22 protein-coding genes are annotated in these 26,062 nt (G+C 71.9%); 13 read left to right on the top strand and 9 right to left on the bottom strand.

All coding sequences use genetic code 11. From position 1 onward, the window contains the following. Positions 1-61 precede the first annotated feature (61 nt). The 4 genes from tsaB to ABD339_RS28070 all read left to right on the top strand — a co-directional run bounded on the left by tsaB (position 62) and on the right by ABD339_RS28070 (position 2,904). On the top strand, positions 62-823 hold the full coding sequence (gene tsaB / locus ABD339_RS28085) for a tRNA (adenosine(37)-N6)-threonylcarbamoyltransferase complex dimerization subunit type 1 TsaB (protein WP_344569918.1): 762 nt from the start codon (positions 62-64) through the stop codon (positions 821-823). 146 nt (positions 824-969) lie between these two features. Further along, a complete protein-coding gene (rimI, locus tag ABD339_RS28080; protein WP_344569987.1) occupies positions 970-1,515 on the top strand; it encodes a ribosomal protein S18-alanine N-acetyltransferase in 546 nt (181 codons plus the stop codon). Then, entirely contained in the window at positions 1,508-2,653 is a 1,146-nt protein-coding gene (tsaD, locus tag ABD339_RS28075; protein ID WP_344569917.1) for a tRNA (adenosine(37)-N6)-threonylcarbamoyltransferase complex transferase subunit TsaD, read from the top strand. The genes rimI and tsaD overlap by 8 nt, the downstream gene beginning before the upstream one ends. Continuing rightward, positions 2,653-2,904: a hypothetical protein gene (locus ABD339_RS28070; RefSeq protein ID WP_344569916.1), complete on the top strand. Its 252-nt coding sequence runs from the start codon at positions 2,653-2,655 to the stop codon at positions 2,902-2,904. The genes tsaD and ABD339_RS28070 overlap by 1 nt, the downstream gene beginning before the upstream one ends. A gap of 48 nt (positions 2,905-2,952) precedes the next feature. Here ABD339_RS28070 and ABD339_RS28065 read toward each other — a convergent pair whose 3' ends face one another. Next, positions 2,953-4,200 carry a class I SAM-dependent methyltransferase gene (locus ABD339_RS28065; RefSeq protein WP_344569915.1) on the bottom strand — a complete coding sequence of 416 codons (1,248 nt, stop codon included), beginning with the start codon at positions 4,198-4,200 and terminating at the stop codon, positions 2,953-2,955. A gap of 546 nt (positions 4,201-4,746) precedes the next feature. Here ABD339_RS28065 and groES point away from each other — a divergent pair. Together groES and groL are read left to right on the top strand one after the other, a co-directional pair. After that, complete coding sequence (gene groES / locus ABD339_RS28060) at positions 4,747-5,055, top strand: co-chaperone GroES (RefSeq protein ID WP_019354894.1); 309 nt, start codon at positions 4,747-4,749, stop codon at positions 5,053-5,055. A 128-nt stretch (positions 5,056-5,183) separates the two neighbouring features. Continuing rightward, on the top strand, positions 5,184-6,809 hold the full coding sequence (gene groL / locus ABD339_RS28055; protein WP_344569913.1) for a chaperonin GroEL: 1,626 nt from the start codon (positions 5,184-5,186) through the stop codon (positions 6,807-6,809). 169 nt (positions 6,810-6,978) lie between these two features. Here groL and ABD339_RS28050 read toward each other — a convergent pair whose 3' ends face one another. Next, positions 6,979-7,752: an SDR family NAD(P)-dependent oxidoreductase gene (locus ABD339_RS28050; RefSeq protein ID WP_344569911.1), complete on the bottom strand. Its 774-nt coding sequence runs from the start codon at positions 7,750-7,752 to the stop codon at positions 6,979-6,981. Between the two features lie 311 nt (positions 7,753-8,063). Further along, positions 8,064-8,729, bottom strand: a complete 666-nt coding sequence (locus ABD339_RS28045) for an MOSC domain-containing protein (RefSeq protein WP_344569909.1) — start codon at positions 8,727-8,729, stop codon at positions 8,064-8,066. 380 nt (positions 8,730-9,109) lie between these two features. On the opposite strand from ABD339_RS28045, the gene ABD339_RS28040 reads away from it, so the two are divergent. Next, positions 9,110-10,024 (top strand): LysR family transcriptional regulator, encoded by a 915-nt coding sequence (locus ABD339_RS28040; RefSeq protein WP_344569908.1) that lies wholly within the window; start codon positions 9,110-9,112, stop codon positions 10,022-10,024. Between the two features lie 152 nt (positions 10,025-10,176). On the opposite strand, the gene ABD339_RS28035 is transcribed toward ABD339_RS28040, so the two are convergent. Beyond that, positions 10,177-10,494, bottom strand: coding sequence for a WhiB family transcriptional regulator (locus tag ABD339_RS28035; RefSeq protein WP_344569907.1), 318 nt, complete (start codon positions 10,492-10,494; stop codon positions 10,177-10,179). 378 nt (positions 10,495-10,872) lie between these two features. On the opposite strand from ABD339_RS28035, the gene ABD339_RS28030 reads away from it, so the two are divergent. The 4 genes from ABD339_RS28030 (at position 10,873) to ABD339_RS28015 (ending at position 15,612) form a co-directional block, all read left to right on the top strand. Continuing rightward, positions 10,873-11,484 (top strand): response regulator transcription factor, encoded by a 612-nt coding sequence (locus ABD339_RS28030; protein WP_003948568.1) that lies wholly within the window; start codon positions 10,873-10,875, stop codon positions 11,482-11,484. 512 nt (positions 11,485-11,996) lie between these two features. Further along, entirely contained in the window at positions 11,997-12,566 is a 570-nt protein-coding gene (locus ABD339_RS28025; RefSeq protein WP_344569986.1) for a sigma-70 family RNA polymerase sigma factor, read from the top strand. 135 nt (positions 12,567-12,701) lie between these two features. Next, a complete protein-coding gene (gene guaB, locus ABD339_RS28020; RefSeq protein ID WP_344569905.1) occupies positions 12,702-14,207 on the top strand; it encodes an IMP dehydrogenase in 1,506 nt (501 codons plus the stop codon). Between the two features lie 289 nt (positions 14,208-14,496). After that, positions 14,497-15,612, top strand: a complete 1,116-nt coding sequence (locus ABD339_RS28015) for a GuaB3 family IMP dehydrogenase-related protein (protein ID WP_344569903.1) — start codon at positions 14,497-14,499, stop codon at positions 15,610-15,612. A 117-nt stretch (positions 15,613-15,729) separates the two neighbouring features. On the opposite strand, the gene ABD339_RS28010 is transcribed toward ABD339_RS28015, so the two are convergent. After that, positions 15,730-16,992, bottom strand: a complete 1,263-nt coding sequence (locus ABD339_RS28010) for a nucleotide sugar dehydrogenase (protein WP_344569901.1) — start codon at positions 16,990-16,992, stop codon at positions 15,730-15,732. Positions 16,993-17,215: 223 nt separating this feature from the next. Here ABD339_RS28010 and ABD339_RS28005 point away from each other — a divergent pair, with 223 nt between their 5' ends. Both ABD339_RS28005 and ABD339_RS28000 read left to right on the top strand, forming a co-directional pair. Then, on the top strand, positions 17,216-18,922 hold the full coding sequence (locus tag ABD339_RS28005; RefSeq protein WP_344569899.1) for a glycerol-3-phosphate dehydrogenase/oxidase: 1,707 nt from the start codon (positions 17,216-17,218) through the stop codon (positions 18,920-18,922). 190 nt (positions 18,923-19,112) lie between these two features. Beyond that, positions 19,113-21,440 carry a serine/threonine-protein kinase gene (locus ABD339_RS28000; RefSeq protein WP_344569897.1) on the top strand — a complete coding sequence of 776 codons (2,328 nt, stop codon included), beginning with the start codon at positions 19,113-19,115 and terminating at the stop codon, positions 21,438-21,440. A 334-nt stretch (positions 21,441-21,774) separates the two neighbouring features. Here ABD339_RS28000 and melA read toward each other — a convergent pair whose 3' ends face one another. The 4 genes from melA to ABD339_RS27980 form a co-directional block, all read right to left on the bottom strand. Then, positions 21,775-23,082, bottom strand: a complete 1,308-nt coding sequence (melA, locus tag ABD339_RS27995; protein WP_344569895.1) for an alpha-glucosidase/alpha-galactosidase — start codon at positions 23,080-23,082, stop codon at positions 21,775-21,777. Next, positions 23,079-24,065, bottom strand: coding sequence for a carbohydrate kinase family protein (locus ABD339_RS27990; protein WP_344569893.1), 987 nt, complete (start codon positions 24,063-24,065; stop codon positions 23,079-23,081). Before ABD339_RS27990 ends, melA begins: the two co-directional genes overlap by 4 nt. 137 nt (positions 24,066-24,202) lie before the next feature. Continuing rightward, positions 24,203-25,111 carry a carbohydrate ABC transporter permease gene (locus ABD339_RS27985; protein ID WP_344569891.1) on the bottom strand — a complete coding sequence of 303 codons (909 nt, stop codon included), beginning with the start codon at positions 25,109-25,111 and terminating at the stop codon, positions 24,203-24,205. Beyond that, a complete protein-coding gene (locus ABD339_RS27980; protein WP_344569889.1) occupies positions 25,108-26,055 on the bottom strand; it encodes a carbohydrate ABC transporter permease in 948 nt (315 codons plus the stop codon). The genes ABD339_RS27985 and ABD339_RS27980 overlap by 4 nt, the downstream gene beginning before the upstream one ends. Between the last annotated feature and the right edge of the window lie 7 nt (positions 26,056-26,062).

The raw sequence follows: 26,062 nt of genomic DNA, 5'->3' as shown, positions 1-26,062 counted from the left end.
ACCGGGCACCGGGGCGCCGGAGGGCCGGGAGCCCGCGGCGCGGGCGCCGTAGGCTGGACGGGTGTTGATGCTCGCGCTGGATACCGCCACACCCGCCGTCACCGTCGCCCTCCACGACGCCGACGCCGACCGTACGCTCGCCGCCGCCCACCAGGTCGATGCCCGCCGCCACGGTGAGCTGCTGCTGCCCTCGATCGACCGGGTGCTGAGCGAGGCCGGGCGGAAACTGGCCGACGTGACGGACGTTGTCGTCGGCGTCGGACCCGGCCCCTACACGGGCCTGCGGGTCGGCCTGGCGACGGCCGAGGCGTTCGGCGCCGCGCTCGGGCCGCGGGTGCACGGTGTGTGCACGCTGGATGGCATCGCGTACGCCACCGGCCTGGAGGAGCCCTTCCTGGTGGCCACCGACGCCCGCCGCAAGGAGGTCTACTGGGCCCGCTACGCCGACGCGCGCACCCGCGTCGGCGAACCGGCCGTGGACCGGCCGGCGGACCTCGCGGCGCGCGGCGGCCCGGGAGAGCTGCACGGGGCCGGTGCGGCCGGTGAGGCCGATGAGAGCGGGGCCGAGGCGGCCGGGCTCGGGGCCGGTTTCGAGGCCGGGGTCGCCGGGCTGCCCGCCGTGGGCGCCGGAGCCGTGCTGTACGAGGACGTCTTCCGCGGGGTCCGCCACGATCTGCCCGCCGAACTGTCCGCCCCCGCGCTGGCCCGGCTCGCGGCCGAGCGGCTGGCCCGTGGCGAGGAACTGCTGCCGCCCCAGCCGCTGTATCTGCGCCGCCCCGACGCCCAGGTGCCCGCGAACTACAAGGTGGTCACGCCACGGTGAGCGGACGCGATGCCGGCCCGGACCCGGAACCGGAACCAGCTCCGGTGCCGGGCGAGAGCGAAGGCGCGGGATCGGGCAAGGGCTTGGGCGAGGGCTCGGGCGCGGCGGCCCTTGAGGACGGGGCGCCCGAGGTCACGCTGCGGGAGATGCGCTGGTGGGACATCGGCCCCGTCCTGGCGCTGGAGGGCGAGCTGTTTCCCGAGGACGCGTGGTCCGAGGGCATGTTCTGGTCCGAGCTGGCGCTCGCGCGCGGCCCGGCGGCGACCCGCCGCTACCTGGTCGCCGCCGACCCCGAGGGCGGGCTCGTCGGGTACGGGGGCCTCGCGGCGGTCAGCGGCACGGGCGACATACAGACCATCGGCGTCCTGCCCGCCTACCGCGGCACCGGCCTGGGCTCCCGCCTCCTGCGCGCCCTGCTGGGCGCCGCCACGGACTTCGAGTGCGCGGAGGTCCTGCTGGAGGTCCGTGTGGACAACCTCCCGGCCCAGCGCCTCTACGAACGCTTCGGCTTCGCCCCCATCGGCATCCGCCGCGGCTACTACCAGCCGGCCGGCGTCGATGCCCTGGTCATGCGCCTCACCGATCCGGGAGTGCCTGCCGCCTCCCTGCCCCCCGCCCCCGCACACCTCAGCTCCGGTACCAGCTCCAGCACCAGCCCCCGTACACCCCAAGGAACAGAGAGCCATGGCTGACGAACCGCTCGTTCTCGGCATCGAGACCTCCTGCGACGAGACCGGCGTCGGCATCGTCCGCGGGCACACCCTGCTCGCCGACGCGGTCGCCTCCAGCGTGGACACGCACGCGCGCTTCGGCGGTGTCGTGCCCGAGATCGCCAGCCGGGCCCACCTGGAGGCCATGGTCCCGACGATCCGGCGCGCGCTGAAGGACGCCGGAGTCGCCGCCTCCGACCTCGACGGCATCGCCGTCACGGCCGGACCCGGGCTCGCGGGCGCGCTCCTCGTCGGCGTATCGGCGGCCAAGGCGTACGCCTACGCGCTGGGCAAGCCGCTCTACGGCGTCAACCACCTCGCCTCGCACATCTGCGTCGATCAGCTCGAACACGGCGCGCTGCCCGAGCCGACGATGGCGCTCCTGGTCAGCGGCGGGCACTCCTCGCTGCTGCTCGCCCCCGACATCACCTCGGACGTACGGCCGCTCGGCTCGACGATCGACGACGCGGCGGGCGAGGCGTTCGACAAGGTCGCCCGGGTGCTGCACCTCGGCTTCCCCGGCGGCCCGGTGATCGACAAGTACGCCAAGGAGGGCGACCCGGCCGCCATCGCCTTCCCGCGCGGGCTGACCGGGCCCCGCGACGCGCCGTACGACTTCTCCTTCTCCGGGCTCAAGACGGCCGTCGCCCGCTGGATCGAGGCGAAGCGGAACGCGGGCGAGGAGGTGCCCGTCGCGGACGTCTCCGCCTCCTTCCAGGAGGCCGTGACGGACGTGCTGACCCGCAAGGCGATCCGGGCCTGCAAGGACGAGGGCGTCGATCACCTGATGATCGGCGGCGGCGTCGCCGCGAACTCACGGCTGCGCGCCATGGCCGAGGAGCGGTGCGCCGACGCGGGCATCACCTTGCGGGTGCCGCGCCCGAAGCTGTGCACCGACAACGGTGCGATGGTCGCCGCGCTCGGCGCCGAGATGGTCGCCCGCAACCGCCCGGTCTCGGACTGGGACCTGCCGGCCGACTCCTCCTTGCCGGTGACGGAGCCGCATGTGCCGGGCGCGGGAAGCGGCGACAGCGAGGGCCCCGGCCACGCGCATGCCCACGGCCACGCGCACGACCACGACCACGTGCACGAGCTGAGCAGGAAGAACCTCTACGCCTGATGCCGACCGTAGCCCTCATGTGGGAGGCCAAGGCCGCCCCCGGCCGCGCCGCCGAACTGCTGGAGTGGGCCCGAGCCCAGGAACTGCCCGCCGCACCCGGACGCCGCGAGCACTACACCGCACCCGGCGAACGCGTGCTCGTCATCACCTGGTGGGAGGGCGACTACGACGCCGACGTGCCCGAACTCCCCGACCCGGCACCGGACATGACCGCCAGGCCGGTGCACCGCTGGCGCTTCGTACAGGTGTGAGCGGGCGCGGCGCGGACGGCTCCGGGAGCGGCGGGCAGGCCGCGAGGCTCAGGGCGCCTCGGACCCGCCCAACGGGTGCCCCAGCAGCATGCTCGGGGCGCCCGCGACCCGCGTGAGGAACACCGTGCACGCCCCGCGGTGCGCCTTCGCGTCCAGTTTCAGCTTGCGGCGCAACTCCTCCGGTTCGACCGCCGAGCCGCGCTTCTTCACGGTGACCACGCCGACCCCGCGCTCGCGCAGCAGCGCGCGCAGCTTCTTGACGTTGAACGGCAGGACGTCCGTGATCTCGTACCCGGCGGCATACGGCGTACGGTGCGGCGCGTCCGCCGTCACATAGGCGATCGTCGGGTCGATCAGCCGCCCCGCCACCTGGGCCGCCACCTCGGCGACCAGGTGCGCGCGGATCACCGCACCGTCCGGCTCGAACAGATACCGGCCCACCGGCCCGGTCTCCGGATCGGGCAGCCCGCGCCCGGTCAGCGTCCGCCCGGCGGGCAGCAGCGTCGCCCGAACCCCACCGGGCCCACCGGGCCCACTGGTTCCACCGGACCCGCCCTGGGCCCGGGTCCGGGCCCGGCCCTGTTCGAACCAGAGCACGGCCTCCTTCACCTCCCCGCCGTCCGAGACCCACTCGGCCCCGGCCTCCGGCGGCACCGCCTCGTGCGGGATGCCCGGCGCCACCTTCAGCGCCGCCAGCGGCGCGCGACGCGCCGTCTCCACGGCCCAGCTCAGCGGCGGGGAGTACGCCTCCGGGTCGAACACCCGGCCCCGTCCCGTACGGCGCGCGGGGTCGGCGAACACCGCGTCCCAGCCGTCCGTGGCGACCTCGGTGACATCGGCGCAACGGACCTCCATCCGGTCGGCCAACCCCAGCGCCTCGGCGTTGGCGCGGGCGACCGCGCAGGTCAGCGGATCGCGGTCCACAGCCAGCACCTGGATCCCGGCCCGCGCCAGCGCGAGCGCATCACCCCCGGCGCCGCAGCACAGGTCCAGGACCCGGCGGGCGCCCAGTTCCGCGAACCGGCGGGCCCGGTGCTCCGCGACCGGCGCCCGGGTGGCCTGTTCCAGCCCGTTCGGCGTGAAGTACATCCGCGCGGCGTCGGCCGCCCCGAACTTGGCCACCGCCCGCTGCCGGAACCGCGCCTGCGCGAGCGCGGCCGACACGAGAGAGGCGTCGTGCGAGCGCCGCAACTTGGTGGCCGCCTCCAGCTCCCGCGCCGGCTCCACATCCCGCACCTCACGCAGGAGCGCCTGCCCCTCCACACCGAGCAGCCGCTCGAACACATCCGTCTCCACCCCACCATCCTCCCCCGCCTCACCCCGGCCCCCGGCCGGGGACAACCGCAGCCGCTTCGAGGCCCCCTCCCGCCCGAGGGCCCGGTTGTCGAGGCCGGGGGGCCATCTGAGCCTGCCAGGGGCCAACCGCCTCCTGGCCGGAGGCCGGGGGAGCTTGGGGGCGAGTGCGATCGACGCCGCGAAATTCAAGCCCGTCCGGCGATTGAGGACGAGCGCGAGCGATAACCCCCACGGTGGGGAAGCCGAAATCGGCCTCCTGCCAAGGGCGGCCTCCTGCCAAGGACGGCCCCTTGCCAAGGACACAGCCCCCTGCCAAGGGCACGAAAGGGTCGCGAGGGGTCACCCTTCGACCCCCCACAAGCCGGTGCGGCTAGCACTCCGCTTGACCGAGTGCTAAGCCCGGCATAATCTCGACCTTGGCACTCTCCCCGTGGGAGTGCCAACAGTAGCGACGGGCAGATCCGGCACCCGCGACGACGGATCTACCAGGTCGCCACCCCAGACATATGACCCCGTGATGAGATCTCCGAAGGGGGAGGTCGGATCGTGACGACCGCCAGTTCCAAGGTTGCCATCAAGCCGCTTGAGGACCGCATTGTGGTCCAGCCGCTCGACGCTGAAGAGACCACGGCCTCGGGCCTGGTCATTCCGGACACCGCCAAGGAGAAGCCCCAGGAGGGCACCGTCCTGGCCGTGGGCCCGGGCCGCTTCGAGGACGGTAACCGCCTGCCGCTCGACGTGTCCGTCGGCGACATCGTGCTCTACAGCAAGTACGGCGGCACCGAGGTGAAGTACAGCGGCGAGGACTACCTCGTCCTCTCGGCCCGCGACGTTCTCGCGATCGTCGAGAAGTAATCCGGACCCAGCAGTAATCCGGACTCAGCAGTTTGCAGGTGAACCGCGCCCTGGTGCCCGCTCCCGATGAGGTAGCAGGGGCCAGGGCGCGGCTCGTGCGAGACGTGTGAGAGGACACAGCAGCTCCCATGGCGAAGATCCTGAAGTTCGACGAGGACGCCCGTCGCGCCCTTGAGCGGGGCGTCAACAGCCTCGCGGACACCGTGAAGGTGACCATCGGCCCGCGCGGCCGGAACGTCGTCATCGACAAGAAGTTCGGCGCCCCGACCATCACCAACGACGGCGTGACCATCGCGCGCGAGGTCGAGGTCGAGGACCCTTACGAGAACCTCGGCGCCCAGCTCCTGAAGGAGGTGGCGACCAAGACCAACGACATCGCGGGTGACGGCACCACCACCGCCACGGTGCTGGCCCAGGCGCTGGTCCGCGAGGGCCTGCGCAACGTTGCCGCCGGCGCCTCCCCGGCCGCCCTGAAGAAGGGCATCGACGCGGCCGTCGCCGCCGTCTCCGACGAGCTGGTCTCCACGGCCCGCCCGATCGACTCCAAGGAGGACATCGCTTCCGTCGCCGCGCTGTCCGCGCAGGACAAGCAGGTCGGCGAGCTGATCGCCGAGGCGATGGACAAGGTCGGCAAGGACGGTGTCATCACCGTCGAGGAGTCGCAGACCTTCGGCCTGGAGCTGGACTTCACCGAGGGCATGGCCTTCGACAAGGGCTACCTCTCGCCGTACTTCGTCACCGACCAGGAGCGTATGGAGGCCGTCCTCGACGACCCGTACATCCTGATCCACCAGGGCAAGATCAGCTCCATCCAGGACCTGCTGCCGCTGCTGGAGAAGATCATGCAGGCCGGCGGCTCCAAGCCCCTGCTGATCATCGCCGAGGACGTGGAGGGCGAGGCCCTCTCGACCCTCGTCGTCAACAAGATCCGCGGCACCTTCAACGCGGTGGCCGTCAAGGCCCCCGGCTTCGGCGACCGCCGCAAGGCGATGCTCGGCGACATGGCGACGCTGACCGGCGCCACCGTCATCGCCGAGGAGGTCGGCCTCAAGCTCGACCAGGCCGGTCTCGACGTGCTGGGCTCGGCCCGCCGCGTCACCATCACCAAGGACGACACCACGATCGTCGATGGCGCCGGCAAGTCCGAGGACGTGCAGGGCCGGGTCGCGCAGATCAAGGCCGAGATCGAGTCCACCGACTCGGACTGGGACCGCGAGAAGCTCCAGGAGCGCCTGGCGAAGCTCGCCGGCGGCGTGTGCGTCATCCGTGTCGGCGCGGCCACCGAGGTCGAGCTGAAGGAGAAGAAGCACCGCCTGGAGGACGCGATCTCCGCGACCCGTGCGGCCGTCGAGGAGGGCATCGTCTCCGGCGGTGGCTCCGCGCTCGTGCACGCGGTCAAGGTGCTGGACGGCAACCTGGGCAAGGAGGGTGACGAGGCCACCGGTGTCGCCACCGTCCGCCGCGCCGCCGTCGAGCCGCTGCGCTGGATCGCCGAGAACGCGGGCCTTGAGGGCTACGTCATCACCTCCAAGGTCGCCGAGCTGGAGGCCGGGCACGGCTTCAACGCCGCCAGCGGCGAGTACGGCGACCTGGTGAAGGCCGGCGTCATCGACCCGGTCAAGGTCACCCGCTCCGCGCTGGAGAACGCGGCCTCGATCGCCTCGCTCCTGCTGACGACCGAGACCCTGGTCGTCGAGAAGCCGGCCGAGGAAGAGGACGCCGCGGGCGGCCACAGCCACGGCCACGCGCACTGAGGCTCAGCCTCCGCTTGACCGGATACACCGGGCACATCGGGCGCACCCCCTGGAGCTTGCGGGGGTGCGCCCGGCGCGTTCCGGCCTCCGGCCCATACGGCTGCTCCCAGTGCGGCTGCTCCAGGCCGCTACTTCTGCTTCAAGCCGCTACTTCCAGCCGGAAGTACGGCTACTTCGGGCCGTATTTGCGGCCCGTCGTCGATGAGGCGCGGGCCAGTACGCCCCGGGGCACCAGCCGGGAGGCGCCGAGCAGGGCCTTGTAGCGGGGGTCGGGCACCGACAGGGTGCGGCCCCGCGCGAGATCGCGCAGCGCCGTGTCCACGACCCGGTCCGCGTCCAGCCACATCCAGCCGGGCACGTCCTCGGCGTCCATCCCGGCGCGTTCGTGGAACTCGGTGCGCACCAGCCCGGGGCACAGCGCCATCAGCCGCACGCCCCGCCCCGCCACATCCCGGGCGGCGCCCTGGGTGAACTGGGTGACCCATGCTTTGGAGGCGCCGTAGGTCCCGCGCGGGAAGAACGCCGCGACGGAGGCGACGTTGATCACGCCGCCCCTGCCCCGCTCCAGCATGGACTCGGTCGCCGCCGACGTCAGCCGCAGCACCGCCTCGCAGTGCACCTTGAGCATGGTCAGCTCCTCGGACACCGGTACTTCCAGATAGCGGCCCTTGTTGCCGAAGCCCGCGTTGTTCACCAGCAGATCGACCGGGTGCTCGCGATCGCCGAGCCGTTCCTCCACGGCCGCGATGCCGTCATCGGTGGCCAGGTCGGCGGTCAGTACGGTGGCTTCGAGGCCGTGCCGGTCGTGCAGCTCGGTCGCCTCGCGCCACAGCCGCTCCGTGTTCCGCGCGACGAGCACGAGGTTGTAGCCGCCCTTGGCGAGCCGCCGGGCGAAGGCGGCGCCGATGCCGGCGGTGGCTCCCGTGATCAGTGCAGTCGTCATACGCGCACGCTATCGGCCCCCCGGGGAAACCCCGCGTACGAAGTCCAAGTGCCGGACAGCGCACTCCGAATGACGCTTTTTCAGGTCGTTTCCCAGGCTGCGCGCCGTGGCCGCGCACGCTGTGGGCCGTGGTCGCGCACGCTGTGGACGGGAGCTTTCCCGGCCGTACGCCGGAGCTTTTCCGGACATCCCCAGAGCCTTCGCAGGGCTTTTTCGGCCGTTCCAGGGCCCGGCCTTTCCGGGCCCGGTCGTCCCGGGGCCCAGCCTCCGCCCGCACGGCTCTTTTCTCCGGCCGTGCGCCGCGGCATTTCTCAGGCCGTACGCCGCAGCGCGGTCTCCCGCGCCATGGGATCCAGCGCCTCCCCGGCGGCCAGGATGCCCGGCAGCAACTCCGGCTCCCGGGTGAGCGAGCGGAACACCAGGCTCACCGACACCTGGTGGCCGGGGCGGTGCACCACCTCCACCCGGTCGCCCGCGCGCACCTCGCCCGGTTCGACGACCCGCAGATACGCGCCGGACATCTGCCGCTCCATGAACCGCTTGATCCACCCCCGCTCCTCCAGCCATCCGGCGAACGTGCGGCAGGGGATCCGGATCGAGCAGACCTCCAGCAGCGGTCCCGTATCCGGCGCGCCGACCCGCCAGCGCTCGCCGATCAGCGCGTCGTCCACGGCGATGCCCGTGGTGGTGAGGTTCTCGCCGAAGACGCCGTTGGGCAGCTTCTTGTCCAGCTCGCGCTCCCAGAAGTCCAGTTCCTCGCGCGCGAAGGCGTAGACCGCCTGCTCGTCGCCGCCATGGTGCCGCAGGTCGCAGACCGCGTCCCCGGCCAGGCCGCTGCCCCCGGTGCCGCGCGGGCCGGGGGCGGAGACGGCCACGGGGCCCTCCGCCGGCCGCTTGTCGATGCCGGTCAGGCCGTCCTCGGTGGCGGTGTGGTCGGAGTGGCGGGGCCGGCCGACGTTCACGGAAAGGAGTCGCATTCCCCGAGGCTAGTGCCCCTCCCGGCAGGCTTTGCCCTGTCGCACCGCCCGGTACGCACTCCCCCGAGCTCTACGAGCAGGGGGCGCGCCCCCAGCGGCGTTGGCCCAAAGCCCTGGTAGCTCCTTCCCCAAGCTCTCAACTCCTCCCCCGGCCTTCGGCCGTGAGGGCCCCTCCGAGCAGGGGAGACCCCAATCAAGGACTTCCGGCCGTCTTGCGCTCGCACGCTGCCCCACGCTCGGCTCCGCGCGCGCGGGCGGTGCCCCCACGACGACGCTCCTTCACGGGCAAACATTGCCGGTCAGTCACGGCACTAATACCCCTCCCCAAAGAAGCGAGAGGCTTTTTGGGGCACTCCCCAAGGCGGCCTTATGCTCCGGGGATGATCGAGGCCCGTCATCTCCGCGTCCTGCGTGCGGTCGCCGCCACCGGTTCCTTCTCCGCCGCCGCGCGCGAACTGGGCTGCACCCAGCCCGCCGTCAGCCAGCAGATGAAGGCGCTGGAGCAGTCGGCGGGCACCCCGCTGCTGGTGCGGGCCGGACGGGAGATGCGGCTCACCGAGGCGGGCGAGGCCCTGGTGCGGCACGCGGCGGGGATCCTGGCGGGGCTGACGGCGGCCGAGGAGGAGGTCGCCGCGCTCGCGGGGCTGCGCGCCGGCCGGGTGCGGCTGGTGTCCTTCCCCAGCGGCAGCTCGACGCTGGTGCCGACGGCCGTCGCGGCCATGCGCGCCGACCACCCGGGCACCCGGGTCTCGCTGGTGGAGGCCGAGCCGCCGCGCTCGGTGGACATGCTGCGCGCCGGTGACTGCGAGATCGCGCTGGCCTTCCGCTACGACACCGCCCCCTGGGGGGACCTGCCGGCCGGTGGCCGGGAGCGGGACGACCTGGTGGTGCGCCCCCTGCTGACCGACCGGCTGGTCGGCCTGGTGCCGGAGGGGCACCCGCTCGCGGATGCCGAGGAGGTCGGCATCGGCACGCTCGCCGAGGAACCGTGGATCGCGGGCTGCCCGCGCTGCCGCCGCCATCTGGTGGAGGTGTGCGAGGCGGCGGGCTTCACCCCGCGCATCGACTTCGCGACCGACGACTATCCGGCCGTGGTCGGCCTCGTCGGCGCGGGGCTGGGCGTGGCGGTGCTGCCGGAGCTGGCCGTGGAGTCCGTACGCCCCAAGGGCGCGCGGGCGGTCCGGGTCACCCCGGCCGTGCAGCGCGAGGTGGTGGCGCTGACGCTTCCCGACCTGGCACGGGTGCCCGCGGTCGCCGCGATGCTCGACCGGCTGGAGACGGCGGCCAGGCGCTGACGCGGGCGCGGGAAAGCGCCGGCGCGCGTCCGCGGCCGTGACCGGGCCGTACGGCGGGCCGGGCGTGGCGGCCGGGCGTCCCGCGCTCTCCCCGCCGCTCGGCGGCAGGTCGGCGGCTGAACGTTTCTTCGGCCGAAGGGAGCAGCGGGACGCTAGCTCGCCTCGCCGCTCTGTGGTGCGGCCACCATCCGGGTCCTGGCCCGGCCCAGCAGCTCCTCGCGCTCGTCCTCGGTGAGCCCGCCCCACACTCCGTAGGGCTCACGTACTTGGAGGGCGTGCGCCGCGCACTCGGCGCGCACGGGACAGCGCATGCACACCTCCTTGGCAGAAGCCTCCCGCGCACTGCGCGCCGCGCCGCGCTCCCCCTCGGGGTGGAAGAACAGCGAACTGTCCACTCCTCGGCAGGCGGCCAGAAGCTGCCAGTCCCACAGATCCGCGTTGGGTCCAGGAAGGCGGGAGAAGTCTGCCATCGCGTCTCTCCTCGGTTGCTGCTGTGGCTTGTGCGGGCTCATGAGTCGCTCATGCGTAAATATGACTCTTTGTGAATCTAGCGAGTGATCCAGAAAAACGGAAGGAATGGATCCAAATAGGGCACTTCGGGACGCATCGTCGCCCCGCGCCCCGGAACGCGCGATAGTGCTGATCCGTGTACAGGCGCTCACGTAGAGTGCTGACGTCGGCCCCGGGAAGCCGTAACTCTTTCGGGTGACCGTCGTTGGAAGGGCGAAAGCGATTGACTTGAAAACAAGCCGGGGCACATCTGTCCGGGGCCGTCAATCGCGCAGGTGAAGATTCTGAAGAGCAGCCTGGAGGCTCAAGGTGATGCGCATCAGCAGCGGAGGGCGGTCATGACATCCGTCCTCGTATGCGACGACTCCCCGCTTGCCCGAGAGGCGCTGCGCCGCGCGGTCGCGACCGTGCCCGGTGTCGAGCGTGTAACGACGGCGGCCAACGGCGAGGAAGTCCTCCGCCGCTGGGGCGCCGACCGATCCGACCTGATCCTGATGGATGTCCGGATGCCCGGCCTGGGCGGAGTGGAGACCGTACGCCGGCTGCTCTCCGCCGACCCCGGCGCCCGCATCATCATGCTGACGGTGGCAGAGGATCTCGACGGCGTGGCGCTGGCCGTGGCGGCCGGTGCCCGCGGGTATCTGCACAAGGACGCGTCCCGCGCCGAGCTGCGCGCGACCGTCACCCAGGCCCTCGCCGACCCGACCTGGCGGCTCGCGCCGCGCAGACTGCGCTCGGCCGAGATGGGCGCGGCCCCCACGCTCACCGCGCGGGAGATCCAGGTGCTGGAGGGCATGAGTCACGGCCGCTCGAACGCCGAGATCGGCCGTGAGCTGTTCCTGTCCGAGGACACGGTCAAGACGCACGCCAGGCGGCTCTTCAAGAAGCTCGGCGCCTCGGACCGCGCACACGCGGTGGCGCTCGGCTTCCGCTGGGGCCTCGTCCGGTAGTCGCGGACCGGCCGCCGACTCCCGCCCGTCCACGGCTGTAGACGGGTGGGACGTCAGGCCGGGGCCGGACAGTCTCACGGCGGGGCAGGCGAGAAATCTCGCGCGTGCCGCATGCTTGAGGTATGGAGTTCCTCGGGGACCGGTCGGTCAGGCGTGAGGGGAGGGCGTGGGACATGAGGGCCAGTGCGCCTGCTCATAACGCTTCGGCTCATTTCTCACAGCGCGGTGCGGCGGACCGCGCGGCATCGGTGCACCATGGACCGATGCGTGACGACGAGAACGGGCCACCGCCCGGGGCCGTTTCCGGCCAGGGCCACGTCGGTCCCGTCGTCGTCAGCGCCGCCGCCACAGCGGCCACCACCACTGCCGCCGTCGAGGCGCCCGGCGCTCCGGCGGCCGACACCACGGAATCCACGGCGTCGGCCCCGCCCGGCCCGTCCGCGCACCCGGCGGACGCCGCGCGGTCCGCGCCGGCGGCCCAGTCGCCGACGCGGGCGGGGGAGTCCGCCGAGGTGGCGGACGTCGCGGAGGTCAGCGCCCTCGTCCGGCGCGCGGTCGAGGGCGACCGCCAGGCCACCCACGACCTGCTCGCCCGCGTGCACCCCCTGGCGGTCCGCTACTGCCGCACCAGGCTGACCCGGCTTCCGGGTGACGCGCGCCACTTCGTCGACGATCTCGCGCAGGAGGTCTGCATCGCCGTCCTGTGCGCGCTGCCGCGCTACCGGGACACGGGAAAGCCCTTCGAAGCCTTCGTCGTCGCCATCGCCCAGCACAAGGTCGCCGACCTCCAGCGCGCCGCCATGCGCGGCCCCGGCAGCACGGCGGTGCCCTCGGACGAGATGCCCGAGCGGCCCGACGACTCCCTCGGCCCCGAGGAGCGGGCACTGCTCAGCAGCGACGCGGCGTGGGCCAGGAAACTCCTCGCCAACCTCCCCGAGCACCAGCGGGAACTGGTGTTGCTGAGGGTCGCCGTCGGGCTGACGGCCGAGGAGACCGGGCAGATGCTGGGAATGTCACCCGGTGCGGTGCGTGTTGCCCAGCACCGGGCGCTGAGCAGGCTGCGAGCGCTGGCCGAGCAGTAGCCGCCGGGGGCCGGGAGGTTGTCCACAGCCGGTCCGGTCACCCGCGCCGGGCCGATAGCATGGGAGTCGCGGCTGGACAAGCAGCGGCTCCCCGCCCGAGCCCCATCCGAGCGGGACCAACCCTGGAAAGGTGTCATGACAGAGAACGTCGACGGAGTGCCCGCCAAATTCGCCACGCTTGGCCTGACATACGACGACGTCCTGTTGCTGCCGGGCGAGTCGGACATGGCCCCGCATGACATCGACACCGCATCGCACATCTCCCGCAACGTACGGGTGAACGTGCCGCTGCTGTCCGCCGCGATGGACAAGGTCACCGAGGCCCGCATGGCCATCTCGATGGCCCGCCAGGGCGGCGTCGGCGTCCTCCACCGCAACCTCTCGATAGAGGACCAGGCCAACCAGGTGGACCGGGTCAAGCGCTCCGAGTCCGGCATGGTCGCCGACCCCATCACCATCCGCCCCGACGCCACACTCGGCGAGGCGGACGCGCTGTGCGGGCGCTTCCGGATCAGCGGCGTCCCGGTCACCGACGCCGCCGGCAAGCTCCTGGGCATCGTCACCAACCGCGACATGGCCTTCGAGCTGGACCGCAGCCGCCAGGTGCGTGACGTCATGACGCCGATGCCGCTGGTCACCGGCCAGGTCGGCATCTCGCGCGACGAGGCGATGGAGCTGCTGCGCCGCCACAAGATCGAGAAGCTGCCGCTGGTGGACACCGCCGGCACGCTCAAGGGCCTCATCACCGTCAAGGACTTCGTGAAGGCCGAGCAGTACCCGCAGGCGTCCAAGGACGCCGAGGGCCGCCTGCTGGTCGGCGCGGCCGTCGGCGTCGCGGGTGACGCGTACGACAGGGCGCAGGCCCTCGTCGGAGCCGGGGTCGATTTCCTCGTCGTGGACACCGCGCACGGCCACTCCCGGCTGGTCGGAGACATGGTCGCCAAGATCAAGTCGAACATGCCGGGCGTCGATGTGGTCGGCGGCAACATCGCCACCCGCGACGGCGCCAAGGCGCTCATCGACTCCGGTGTGGACGGGGTGAAGGTCGGCGTGGGCCCCGGCTCCATCTGCACCACCCGCGTGGTCGCCGGTATCGGCGTCCCGCAGGTCACGGCCATCTACGAGGCGTCCCTCGCCGCCAAGGAAGCCGGAGTCCCGGTCATCGGCGACGGCGGCCTCCAGTACAGCGGCGACATCGCCAAGGCCCTGGTCGCCGGCGCCGACACGGTGATGCTCGGCAGCCTCCTGGCGGGCTGCGAGGAGTCCCCCGGTGAGCTGCTGTTCATCAACGGCAAGCAGTTCAAGTCCTACCGCGGCATGGGCTCCCTCGGCGCGATGCAGACGCGCGGGGAGAGCCGGTCGTACTCCAAGGACCGCTACTTCCAACAGGGCGTCGACGGCGACGACAAGCTGATCCCCGAGGGCATCGAGGGCCAGGTCGCCTACCGCGGCCCGCTCTCCGCCGTCGTGCACCAGCTGGTGGGCGGCCTCAAGCAGGCGATGTTCTACGTCGGCGGGCGCACCATTCCCGAAATGAAGGAACGGGGCCGCTTCGTCCGCATCACCGCGGCCGGCCTCAAGGAGAGCCACCCCCACGACATCCAGATGACGACGGAGGCGCCGAACTATTCGCGGCGCTGAGGTTTTTCCCGGCCGGGGGTCCGGGGGTTGTCCCCCGGGAGGTGGGGTCAGGTGACGACGGAGGCGCCGAACTATTCGCGGCGCTGAGGTTTTTCCCGGCCGGGGGTCCGGGGGTTGTCCCCCGGGAGGTGGGGTCAGGTGACGACGGAGGCGCCGAACTATTCGCGGCGCTGAGGTGTGGCGCTGTGAGCGCGGCGTGTAGGTGACGGAGCCCGTGGCCCTCGTGGCCGCGGGCTCCGGTGCGTCGGCGATACTGGAACGCGGCACACCAGAGTGAAGGGCTGTAGACGTGACTGAGATCGAGATCGGGCGCGGCAAGCGCGGGCGGCGGGCGTACGCCTTCGACGACATCGCCGTGGTGCCCAGCAGGCGCACCCGCGATCCGAAGGAGGTCTCCATCGCGTGGCAGATCGACGCCTACCGCTTCGAGCTGCCGTTCCTCGCCGCCCCGATGGACTCGGTCGTCTCACCGGCCTCCGCCATCCGCATCGGCGAGCTGGGCGGTCTCGGCGTTCTGAACCTGGAGGGGCTGTGGACGCGGTACGAGGACCCGGAGCCGCTGCTCCAGGAGATCGCCGGGCTGGATGAGCAGACGGCCAACCGCCGGTTGCAGGAGATCTACGCCGCGCCGATCAAGGAAGAGCTGATCGGTCAGCGGATCAAGGAGGTCCGCGACTCGGGCGTGGTGACCGCCGCCGCGCTGTCGCCGCAGCGTACGGCGCAGTTCTCGAAGGCCGTCGTGGACGCGGGCGTGGACTTGTTCGTGATCCGCGGCACCACTGTCTCGGCCGAGCACGTCTCCGGTGCCGCCGAACCGCTGAATCTCAAGCAGTTCATCTACGAGCTGGATGTTCCGGTCATCGTCGGCGGCTGCGCGACGTACACCGCCGCGCTGCACCTGATGCGTACCGGCGCGGCCGGGGTGCTCGTCGGCTTCGGCGGCGGTGCCGCGCACACGACGCGGAACGTGCTGGGCATCCAGGTGCCCATGGCGACGGCCGTCGCCGATGTGGCCGCCGCGCGGCGGGACTACATGGACGAGTCCGGCGGGCGCTACGTGCACGTCATCGCCGACGGTGGCGTCGGCTGGTCCGGTGACCTGCCCAAGGCGATCGCCTGCGGTGCGGACGCCGTGATGATGGGCTCGCCGCTGGCCCGCGCCTCGGACGCGCCCGGCCGGGGGCGGCACTGGGGTATGGAGGCGGTGCACGAGGATGTGCCGCGTGGGCGTCGGGTCGATCTCGGTGCGGTCGGGACGCTGGAGGAGGTTCTGCTCGGGCCTTCGCACACGCCGGACGGGTCCATGAACCTCTTCGGTGCGCTGCGTCGCGCGATGGCGACCACGGGATACTCGGACCTCAAGGAGTTCCAGCGGGTCGAGGTGACCGTCGCTCGCAGTCGCTGAGGGCTTCGCCCTCTGATCCTGGGACCCGGCTGCTTTGAGGTTTCCCCCGTCTTTCTGCCTTTGTGCGCTCTTGAGTCAGAGAGCCGCACAAGGGGAGTCAAAGGTCACAGGTGGGGGCTACAGGCGGTGTGCGGCCCCTGCCGGGCTGGCTCCCCTGGTGTCCAGCAGCAATTGCGCCTTCGCGCCGAGGCCCTGCAAATCGTAGGTGCGGTGGTTCTGCAACAGCATCGTGAGGTCTGCCGCGGCGGCGGCCTCGTAGAGGGAGTCGGCGCGGGGGACGGGGCGTCCGGCCACTCGCCACTGCGGTACGAACGGGTCGTGGTAGCTGAGCTGGGCGCCCAGTTCCAGCAGGCGGGTGGCGACTTCGCGGGCGGGTGCTCCCTCCTGGCTGGACAGGTCGGGTTTGTAGGTGACGCCGAGGAGCAGGATGCGCGCGCCGCGCGCGGATTTGCCGTGTTCGTTCAAGAGCGCGGCGGCGCGCTGGGAGACGTAGCGCGGCATGCGTTCGTTGACTTCCTGGGCGAGTTCGACCATGCGCAGCGGGTAGCCGAGTGAACGGCTGTGGTAGGGAAGGTAGTTGGGGTCCAGCGGGACGCCGGGGCCGCCGACGCCGGGGCCGGGGCGGAAGGACTGGAAGCCGAACGGCTTGGTCTCGGCGCAGCGCACCACGTCCCACAGGTCGATGCCGAGGTCGTGGCAGAAGACGGACATCTCGTTCATCAGCGCGATGTTGATCTGCCGGTAGTTGGTCTCCAGCAGCTTGGTGGTCTCGGCCTCGCGCGGGCCGCGGGCGCGGACGACCTTGTCGGTGAGGCGGGCGTAGAAGGCGGCTGCCGCCTCGGTGCAGGCGGGGGTGAGGCCGCCGATGACCTTGGGGATGTTGCCGTAGCCGTGGGTGCGGCTGCCCGGGTCGATGCGGCTGGGGGAGCAGGCGAGGTGGAAGTCGCGGCCGGCGCGGAGTCCTGAGCCTTCTTCGAGGAGGGGGCGTACGACGTCCTCCGTGGTGCCCGGGTAGACGCTCGATTCGACGATGACGGTGGCGCGGGGGCGCAGCCGTGTGGCGAGGGTGCGCGCTGCGGAGCGCACGGCGCTCATGTCGAGCGCCCGGTCGGCGCCGAGGGCGGTGGGGGCGCAGATGACGGTGGTGCGGACGCGGCCGAGGACGGCCGGGTCGGTGTCGGCGCGGAATCCCCTGGCCAGTATCCGGCGCACCTCGGAGGCGCTGAGCGGGGCGTCCTTGGGCGGGCGGCCCGCGCTGATCTCGGCGACGGCGGCTTTGTCGGGGTCGTACCCGATGGTGCTGATGCCGCTCGCCGTGGCGGCCTGGGCGAGCGGCAGCCCCGAATGGGCGAGTCCGATGACGGCGAGATCTGCGGGCATGACAGCGGTCTTCCCTTCCCCTTATCGTCCCGGGGCTGTCCCTGAAGAAAGCCTCCGGTGGTAAGTAGCGCATTTTGAGGTTAAGGGCCTATATGAAAGATATTTCGGATTGGCCGTTCAGCCGGGCCAGCGAACGGCCAAAGTCGCGGAAATGGGGGACCATCGGAGGGGTAGTCCAGGGGGCGGTGTCCGATGACCGACACGAGCACCACAGGAGGCAGCAGTGAGGACAGCGGCACTGGGACCGGAACAGCGTGCCGACGCACTGGCGAAAATGGCCGAGGCCGAGTTGGACGTGCTGGTCGTCGGCGGCGGCATCGTCGGCGCCGGTACGGCACTGGACGCGGCGACACGTGGCCTGGCCACCGGCATCGTCGAGGCGCGGGACTGGGCCTCGGGCACCTCCAGCCGTTCCAGCAAGCTGATCCACGGCGGGCTGCGCTATCTGGAGATGCTGGACTTCGGCCTCGTGCGGGAGGCGCTCAAGGAGCGCGGTCTGCTGCTGGAGCGCATCGCCCCGCACCTGGTCAAGCCGGTGCCCTTTCTCTACCCGCTGCAACACAAGGGGTGGGAGCGGCTGTACGCGGGGGCGGGTGTGGCGATGTACGACGTCATGTCGGTCTCCTCCGGGCACGGGCGGGGGCTGCCCACCCACCGTCACCTCACCCGCCGTCACGCGCTGCGTGTCGCACCCGCGTTGAAGCGGAACGCGCTGGTGGGCGCGCTCCAGTACTACGACGCGCAGGTGGACGACGCGCGGTTCGTGGCCACGCTGGTGCGTACGGCCGCCGAGTACGGGACGCTGGCGGCCAACCGGGCCCGGGTCGTCGGCTTTCTGCGCGAGGGCGAGCGCGTGGTGGGCGCGCGCGTCCAGGATCTGGAGCAGGGCGGCGAGTTCGAGGTGCGGGCCCGTCAGGTGGTCAACGCGACGGGTGTGTGGACGGACGACACGCAGGGGCTGATCGCCGAGCGCGGCCAGTTCCACGTACGCGCCTCCAAGGGCATCCACCTGGTCGTGCCGAAGGACCGCATCAACTCCACGACCGGGCTCATTCTCCGTACCGAGAAGAGCGTCCTGTTCGTCATTCCGTGGGGCCGTCACTGGATCATCGGGACGACCGACACCGACTGGGATCTCGACAAGGCGCACCCGGCGGCCTCCAGCGCCGACATCGACTACCTGCTCGACCACCTCAACTCCGTGCTGTCCGTGCCGCTGACCCGCGATGACGTGCAGGGCGTCTACGCCGGGCTGCGGCCCCTGCTGGCGGGCGAGTCGGACGCGACGAGCAAGCTGTCGCGGGAGCACACCGTCGCCCACCCGGTGCCGGGGCTCGTGGTGATCGCGGGCGGCAAGTACACGACCTACCGGGTGATGGCCAAGGACGCGGTGGACGAGGCCGTGCACGGGCTCGACCATCGGGTCGCCGAATGTGTCACCGAAGAGGTGCGGCTGGCGGGCGCCGAGGGCTATCACGCGCTGTGGAACGGGCGGGCCCGCATCGCCGCGCGCACCGGGCTGCACGTGGCCCGCGTCGAGCATCTGCTCAACCGCTACGGATCGATGGCCGAGGAGGTCCTCGACCTGATCGCGGCCGACGCCGGACTGGGCGAGCCGCTGCCCGCGGCCGACGACTATCTGAAGGCCGAGATCGTCTACGCCTGCACCCACGAGGGAGCACGCCACCTGGACGATGTGCTGACCCGGCGCACCCGCATCTCCATCGAGACGTTCGACCGGGGCACGCTCAGCGCACGGGAGGCGGCCGAACTGATGGCGCCCGTCCTGGGCTGGGACGTGGACCAGATCGACCGGGAGGTCGCACACTACGAGAAGCGCGTCGAGGCCGAACGGGAGTCGCAGGTGCAGCCGGACGACCAGACCGCGGACGCGGCACGGCTGGGCGCGGAGGACATCGTGCCGCTGTGACGGGGCGGGGGCGCCCGGACCCGCCGGACCGGGCTTTCCCGCAAGGGCTGTTGGCCGTGTGAAGCCCGGTGAGAAGTGGTGGGGCTGTGGTGTAACTGTGCCGCCCCCGTACACGTCTTGTCAGAGCGATGGTTCACAATGAGGCTCTGCCGGGGGCGGGCTCTCACGCAGAGGGGACACAAGGGGATTCATGAGCGAGGACGCGGGACGGCTGGTAGGCGGGCGCTATCGGCTCGGGGAGGTCCTCGGGCGCGGCGGGATGGGCACCGTCTGGGCCGGCGAGGACGAAATCCTGGGCCGCCGGGTCGCGGTGAAGGAGCTTCGGTTCCCCTCCAGCGTTGATGAGGAGGAGAAGCAGCGGCTCATCACCCGCACCCTGCGTGAGGCCAAGGCGATCGCCCGTATCCGCAGCGGCAGCGCCATCACCGTCTTCGACGTCGTGAACGAGGACAGCCGGCCCTGGATCGTCATGGAGCTGGTCGAGGGCCGCTCGCTGGCCGACAAGATCAAGGAGGACGGCCCGCTGGATTCGCAGCGGGCCGCCGAGGTCGGACTCGCCATCCTCGACGTGTTGCGCGCCGCGCACCGCGAGGGCATCCTGCACCGCGATGTGAAGCCGTCCAACGTGCTGCTGGAGGATGTGACGGGCCGTGTGGTCCTCACCGACTTCGGCATCGCGAAGGTCGAGGGAGACCCGTCCGTCACCTCCACCGGCATGCTCGTCGGCGCCCCCTCCTACATCTCGCCCGAGCGCGCCCGCGGCAAGCCCCCCGGCCCCCCGGCCGACCTGTGGTCGCTGGGCGGGCTGCTGTTCGCCGCGGTCGAGGGCCGCCCGCCCTACGACAAGGGCTCGGCGATCTCGACCCTGACGGCCGTCATGACCGAGCCGGTGCCCGTCGCGCGGAACGCGGGCGAGCTGAGCGAGGTCATCGCCGGACTGCTCGTGAAGGACCCGGAGAAGCGGCTCGATGTGGACGGCGCCCGGGTGCTGCTGGAGCCCGTCGCCTTCGGCGTGCCGGGCGGACCCAAGAGTTCCGGCCCGGACGGCGGCTCGGCCAACACCCGCACCTCCGTGCTCCCCGCCGTCCCCGCGCCGCCGCCCGGCGCGGGGCCGGGCCCTGGCGCCGCGCAGGGCGGCGCCGGTTCCGGGCACGGGCGCCGTAAGCGGCGTACGGAGGGCACCAGTTCGGGCGAGCGGTTGCGCGGGGCGCTGAAGTCGGTGCGGAACGCCGCGTCGGCGGCGGGCGCGGGCGCGGCGGCCTCCGGCGCGGGTACGGGATCCGGTGCGGGTTCCGGTTCCGAGGCGGGCCCGGGCTCTCGTCCGGGCGGCGCCGCCGGTTCCGGCGCGGGCGCCACCACGCCCGCCTCCGCCGGGCCGCCCCCCGCGGTGCCACCGGTGCCCTCGTCGCCGCCCGGCCACCCGGCGCCGCCCGCGAAGCCGCCGAAAGCGCCCTCGTTCCGCAAGAACGAGGAGAGCGCGCCCAAGCACGCGGGCGGCCACAGCGGGCGCAGGAACGGCGGGCAGCAGCCCGGCACCGCGTCGTCCGCGGCTGCGGCTGCTGCGTCTCCGGCGGATTCGGCGGAGACGGCGTCCCGGGCTTCGGGGTCCCCGGCCTCGTCGCCGTCGGCTGCCGGGCCGGAGCCGGGTGAGCCGCCGACGCCGGTCACCGGCAGCGGAAGCAGGGCGCTGCCGCCCGAGAGCGGCGGCAGCGGAGCCATCAACTCACTGCGCGACCTGCGGGAGTTGCCCGAGCTGCGTAAGGGCGTGCCCGCCCGGATCGTGGCCATCGGCGTGGCCGCCGTCGTCGCGGTCATCGTCATCATCGTCCTGATCGCCACGGCCGCCAGCGGGGACGACGAGGGCTCGGGCCACGACAAGAGCAAGGGCGCCTCCAGCGCGGGCGAGAACAAGGGCGGCGGCTCCGAGGACGCTCAGAAGGAGAGCGACGCCTCGGACTCCTCGGCCGGTGCCGGGGACGAGGGCGCCGCGAAGGGCGGCGGGAAGACCGACGAGGAGGCCGGCGACGAGGCCGGGAAGAAGCCCGCTGACTCCGCACTCCCCGCCGGGTACGAGAAGGTGACGGACAGCAGGTTCCACTTCACCATGGCTCTGCCCAAGGGCTGGAAGCGCACCGGAATCGCCGGCCAGAACTCGGGCGGGAAGTACGCGGCCTCGGGCGGCTCGCTGCCCAAGATCCAGGTGGACTACAACGGCAGCCCCTCGTCCGACGCGGCGGGGGCCTGGCGCGGGCTGGAGCCCGCCGTGAAGAAGTCCAGCCCCGGATACAAGGGGCTGGGCATCAAGAAGGTCGAGTGGCGCGGCTACCCGACCGTGGCGGACTGGCAGTTCACCCGGATGGAGAACGGCAAGAAGGTGCGCGTTCTCGACCGCGGCTTCAAAGCGAACGGGAACAGTGGCTACGCCATCATGATCACCTGCACGGCTGAGGGCTGGCAGGACAAGCCTTGCGAGACTCTGCGTCGGACGGCGTTCAAGAGCTTCAAGCCCAAGGGGTGACTCGCGGCCCTGTCGGGCCGGAGTTTTCCGCGTTGGTCCTGTCGGGCCGGGGTTCCGCGTTTGGCCCTGACGGGCCGGGTTGAGGCTGGTCGGCGGGCTTTTGTCGGCCCCGGTGCCGGTGCCGGCTCCGGTGCTGGGTAGGGGGTGCCCCTGTGTGTGCTTTGCAGGGTGCGGGTGCGGGTGCGTTTGCGCTGGGCGCGCAGTTCCCCGCGCCCCTTCGGGGCGCCCCCTCATGGCCGTCCTGCCCCACCCGCATGGCGATGAGCCCCGCCGCTCGGCGGGGCTCATCGAGTGGGCTCAGCTATGTGTTCGGGAGTGCCCGCCCGGCCAGGGTTCAGCTGCCCAACCGGGCGCGGAGGGCGGGCTGGAGGCGGTCGGCGTGGGCCTTGGCCATTTCGTCGCACAGGGCCCAGATGCGCTCCACGGGGAGCGCCGCCGCGGTGGCCGGGTCGGTCATGGCGGCCTGCCGGATGCGGATGGGGGAGTCCTCCAGCGCGGCGCGTACGACCAGGTCGTTCGCGCTCAGGTAGGTGCGGTTCAGCGCGGCCAGCTGCGGGGGCAGGGCGCCGGCGCGGGTGGGCTGTACCCCCGCGTCGTCCACCAGGCAGGGCACCTCGACGACGCCGTGCGCGGGGAGGTTGTCGATGAGGCCGTTGTTGGGCACGTTGCCGTAGACGGTGCGCGGGGTGCCGGTGACGATGCTGTGGATGATCTGCGGGGCGTACTCCATGGTGCCCTCGACCTCCAGCGGCTGCCCGGCGGCGAGGGCCGCGCGGGTCCGCTCGTAGTCGGCGACGTTCTCCTCGACGATGCCGAGGTAGGCGCCCACCGGCAGCCGCAGCCGCTCGATCTCGCTGTCGTGGTGCAGGTACCAGGGCACGTACTCGCTGGAGTGCTCGCTGGTCTCGGTCGGGTAGAAGCCCAGGCGCCGGTACATGTCCACGCGCACCCGCCTGCGCAGCTGCTCGTCCTCGGCGATCCGCGCGTCCAGCTTGGGGTAGAGGTCCACGCCGTCACGCTCGAACTGGAGCACCCACGCCTGGTGGTTGACGCCGGCCGCGCGGTAGGTGATCTCCTCGAAGGGCACGCCCACCAGGTCGGCGAGGTCGCGCATCGTCCAGTACACCGAGTGGCACAGGCCCACCACGCGGGTGAGCCCGGTGGCCTGGGTGAGGTATTGGATGTTCATGGCCATCGGGTTGGTGTAGTTCAGCAGCCAGGCGCGCGGGCACATCTCCTTGATGTCCTCGCCCAGTTCCCGTAGGTGGGGGAAGGTGCGCAGGGCGCGGAAGATGCCGCCGACGCCGAGGGTGTCGCCGATGGTCTGGCGTATGCCGTAGCGCGCGGGGATGTCGAAGTCGGTGCGGGTGGCCTCACCCATGCCGATCTGGACGATGTTGATGACGAAATCGGCGTCCTCCAGCGCCGGGCGGCGCTCGGCGTGCGCGGTCACCTGGGGCTCGGCGCCGCGCACCGAGGCGATGTGCCGGGCCGCGGCCTCCGCCGTCCTCAGGCGTTCGGCGTCGATGTCGTGCAGCGCGATGTGGGCGTTCTTCAGCTCGGGGAAGGCGAAGATGTCCGCCAGCAGACCCTGGGTGAAGACGACGCTGCCGGCGCCGATGAAGGCGATCTTGGTGGTCATGAGGCGTTCTTTCCGTTGGTGGTGACGAAGGAGGTCTGTGCGCTGGGCGGCAGGTGGCCGAGGGCCTCTTCCCAGGTGGCCTGCGCGGGGGTGCCGCCGGTGGCGCGGGTGGACAGCGCGCCGCAGACGGCGGCCATCTCCAGCGCCTCGCGCAGCGGCATCCCGTACAAGGTGGCGGCGAGGAATCCGGCGTCGAAGCTGTCACCGGCGCCGACCGCGTCGCGGAAGGCGACGGAGATGCCGCGGGTGGTGACCATGGCGCGGCCGTCGTGGGCCAGGGCGCCGTCCGCGCCGTTCTTGACGACGGTCACCGGGCCGCGCGAGGCCAGCAGCGCCGCCGCCTGGCCCTGGGAGCCGGTGCCGGGGCCCGCGAGCCGTACGGATTCGCGCGCGTTGGGCAGCAGGTAGTCGGTCTCGGGGAAGACGGCCGCCGGGCCGCCGGGCTCCCAGCGGCCGGAGGGGTCGTCGCCGGTGTCCAGGGAGGTCGTGGCGCCGTGCGAGCGGGCCGTCTTGAACAGCGCGGGCAAGGCGGCGGCCAGCCGGGGCATCAGGAAGTAGGAACCGGCGTGCACGTGCCGGGCGCTGGCAAGCAGGTCCGGCGGTACGTCGTCGCCGGTGGTGGCGGCCAGGGTGCCGGGGCTGGTGAGGATCGCGCGGTCGTCGCCGGTGCCGGTCACGGCGACGGTGAGCGGGGTGGACAGCCCCGGGTCGAGGCGCAGGGCTTCGGTGTTGACGCCGGCGCTGCCGAGCGCGTCGCGTACGAAGTGCCCGGCGGCGTCGTTGCCGACCCGCCCGGCGAAGCGGACGGAGAGCCCGAGGCGGGCCGCGCCGCAGGCGGTGATGGCGGCGGAGCCGCCGAGGGTGAGCGCGCCGGAGTCGACGAGCTGTTCGCGCTGTCCGAAGGCGAGGGGCTCGGCCAGCGGGCCGACGATGACGTCGGGGTTGGCGTCTCCGACGACGAGCAGGTCGAAGGTGTGCGGCATGGGTTCCCCCTGTGAGGGTGAGGGTGGTCGGGGTCCTGGTACTGATCGGGTCGTGGTACCCGCGGAGGAGCGGGATGCGCGGTACGGGACGGCGGGGAGGGGGAGTCCGGGGAGCGGGGAGGTCGGTTCCGCTCCGGTCAGCCCTTGAGCCCTGTGGAGGTGATCGAGCGGATGAACGACTTCTGCGCGCCGAGGAAGGCCAGCAGCACGGGCAGCACCGTGATCACGTTCCCGGCCATGACGGCGGACCACTTGGTGTGGTGCTGCCCCTGGAAGGTGGTCAGGCCCAGTTGGAGGGTGTATTGCGTGTCGTGGTTGATGGCGATCAGCGGCCAGGTCAGGTCGTTCCAGGTGGTCAGGAAGGTCAGCACGGCGACGGTGCTCAGCGCGGGGCGGGAGAGCGGCAGCACGATGGTGAACAGCACCCGCAGCCGCGAACAGCCGTCGATCCAGGCGGCCTCCTCCAGTTCTCTGGGCAGCGAGAGGAAGAACTGCCGCAGCAGGAACACCGCGAAGGGCGTCACCAGCGAGGGCACGATCAGGGCGCCGAGGGTGTCGATGAGTCCGAGCCGCTTCATGACCAGGAACGTCGGGATCATCGTCAGCTGGAAGGGGATGGCCATCGTGGCCAGCATCAGCATCAGCAAGATCTTCGACCCGCCGAACCGCATCCGGGCGAAGGCGTATCCGCCGAGCGCCCCGAACAGCAGGTTGGAGGCGACCGCGACGACGGAGACGATCAGCGAGTTGAGGAACCAGCGCGGGAACATCGCGTTGCCCAGCACATAGCGGTAGCCGTCGAGGTGGATCCCGGAGGGCCACAGCGCGGGCGGGAACTTGTTGATCTCGGCGTCGCTCATCACAGAGCTGAGCAGCAGCCAGATCAGCGGAATCGCGAACAGCAGCGCGAGCGGGGCCAGCAGCAGATGCCAGCCGCTGAACGGCAGCCCGCGGCGGCGGCGTCCGGGCGCGGGCTCCGCGGCGGGGGCCGGGCCCGGCCCGTTGCCGGTGGTGGTGGTCGTCGGTCCGACCGTGGTGGCGGTCATCGTGCGGCTCCTTCCTCGCGCCGTGCCGCACGGCCGGAGACGAACCGCATCACGCCGCCGGCCACACACAGCGCGACGGCCAGTACATATGCGGCGGAAGCCCCGTACCCGGCGGTGAAGCTCTTGAACGCCTGTTCCCAGATGAAGTAGACGATCACGGTGGTCGAGCCCAGCGGCCCGCCCTTGGTGGTGACATAGACCAGGTCGAACACCTGGAGGGACTGGATGATCTGCCAGAGCACCAGGAACACCGACACCGGCGCGAGCGTCGGCAAGGTCACATGGCGCAGCAGGTGCAGCCGCCCCGCCCCGTCCAGCCGCGCGGCCTCGATCAGGGACTGCGGTACGTCCTGGAGCGCGGCGAGGTAGACGACGACGCAGAAGCCGGTGCCGCTCCACAGCGTGATGGCGACCAGCACCAGCAGCGCCTGCTTGGGATCGGTCAAGAAGCCCTGCGCCGATACCCCGATACGGGAGAGCAGCGAGTTGGCGGCGCCGAACTCGGGGTCGAGGATGAAGGAGAACAGGACGCCCTGGGCGGCGGCGGAGATCACGAACGGGACGAAGATCAGGGTGCGGTAGATCCCGACCAGCCGGATGCGCCGGTTCAGCGCGAGCGCGAGCAGCAGCCCGCCGGCGAGGCTGAGCGGCACATACAGCACCGTGTACACCAGGGTGTTGCGCACGGCCTCGCTGAAGTGCGGATCGGCGGCCAGCGCACGGTAGTTGTCCAGGCCGACCCAGCGGCTGGGAGTGACCAGGTCGTTGGCCTGGAAGGACAGCAGCAGCGACCAGATCACCGGGACGACACTGAGGCCGAGGATGATCAGCACGGAGGGCGATATCCATGCCCAGGCGGTCATCGACTCGCGGCGGCGGGCCCGGCGAAGGGAGTGCTGTGCGGGGGTGGGCGCCACCGTGAGCGGGGCGGGAGTTGGCGGCATCGGGGGC

The organism is Streptomyces axinellae (assembly GCF_039532135.1).
In the GTDB taxonomy this organism is placed as follows: domain Bacteria; phylum Actinomycetota; class Actinomycetes; order Streptomycetales; family Streptomycetaceae; genus Streptomyces; species Streptomyces axinellae.
This window is presented reverse-complemented; position numbering and strand designations above follow the sequence as displayed.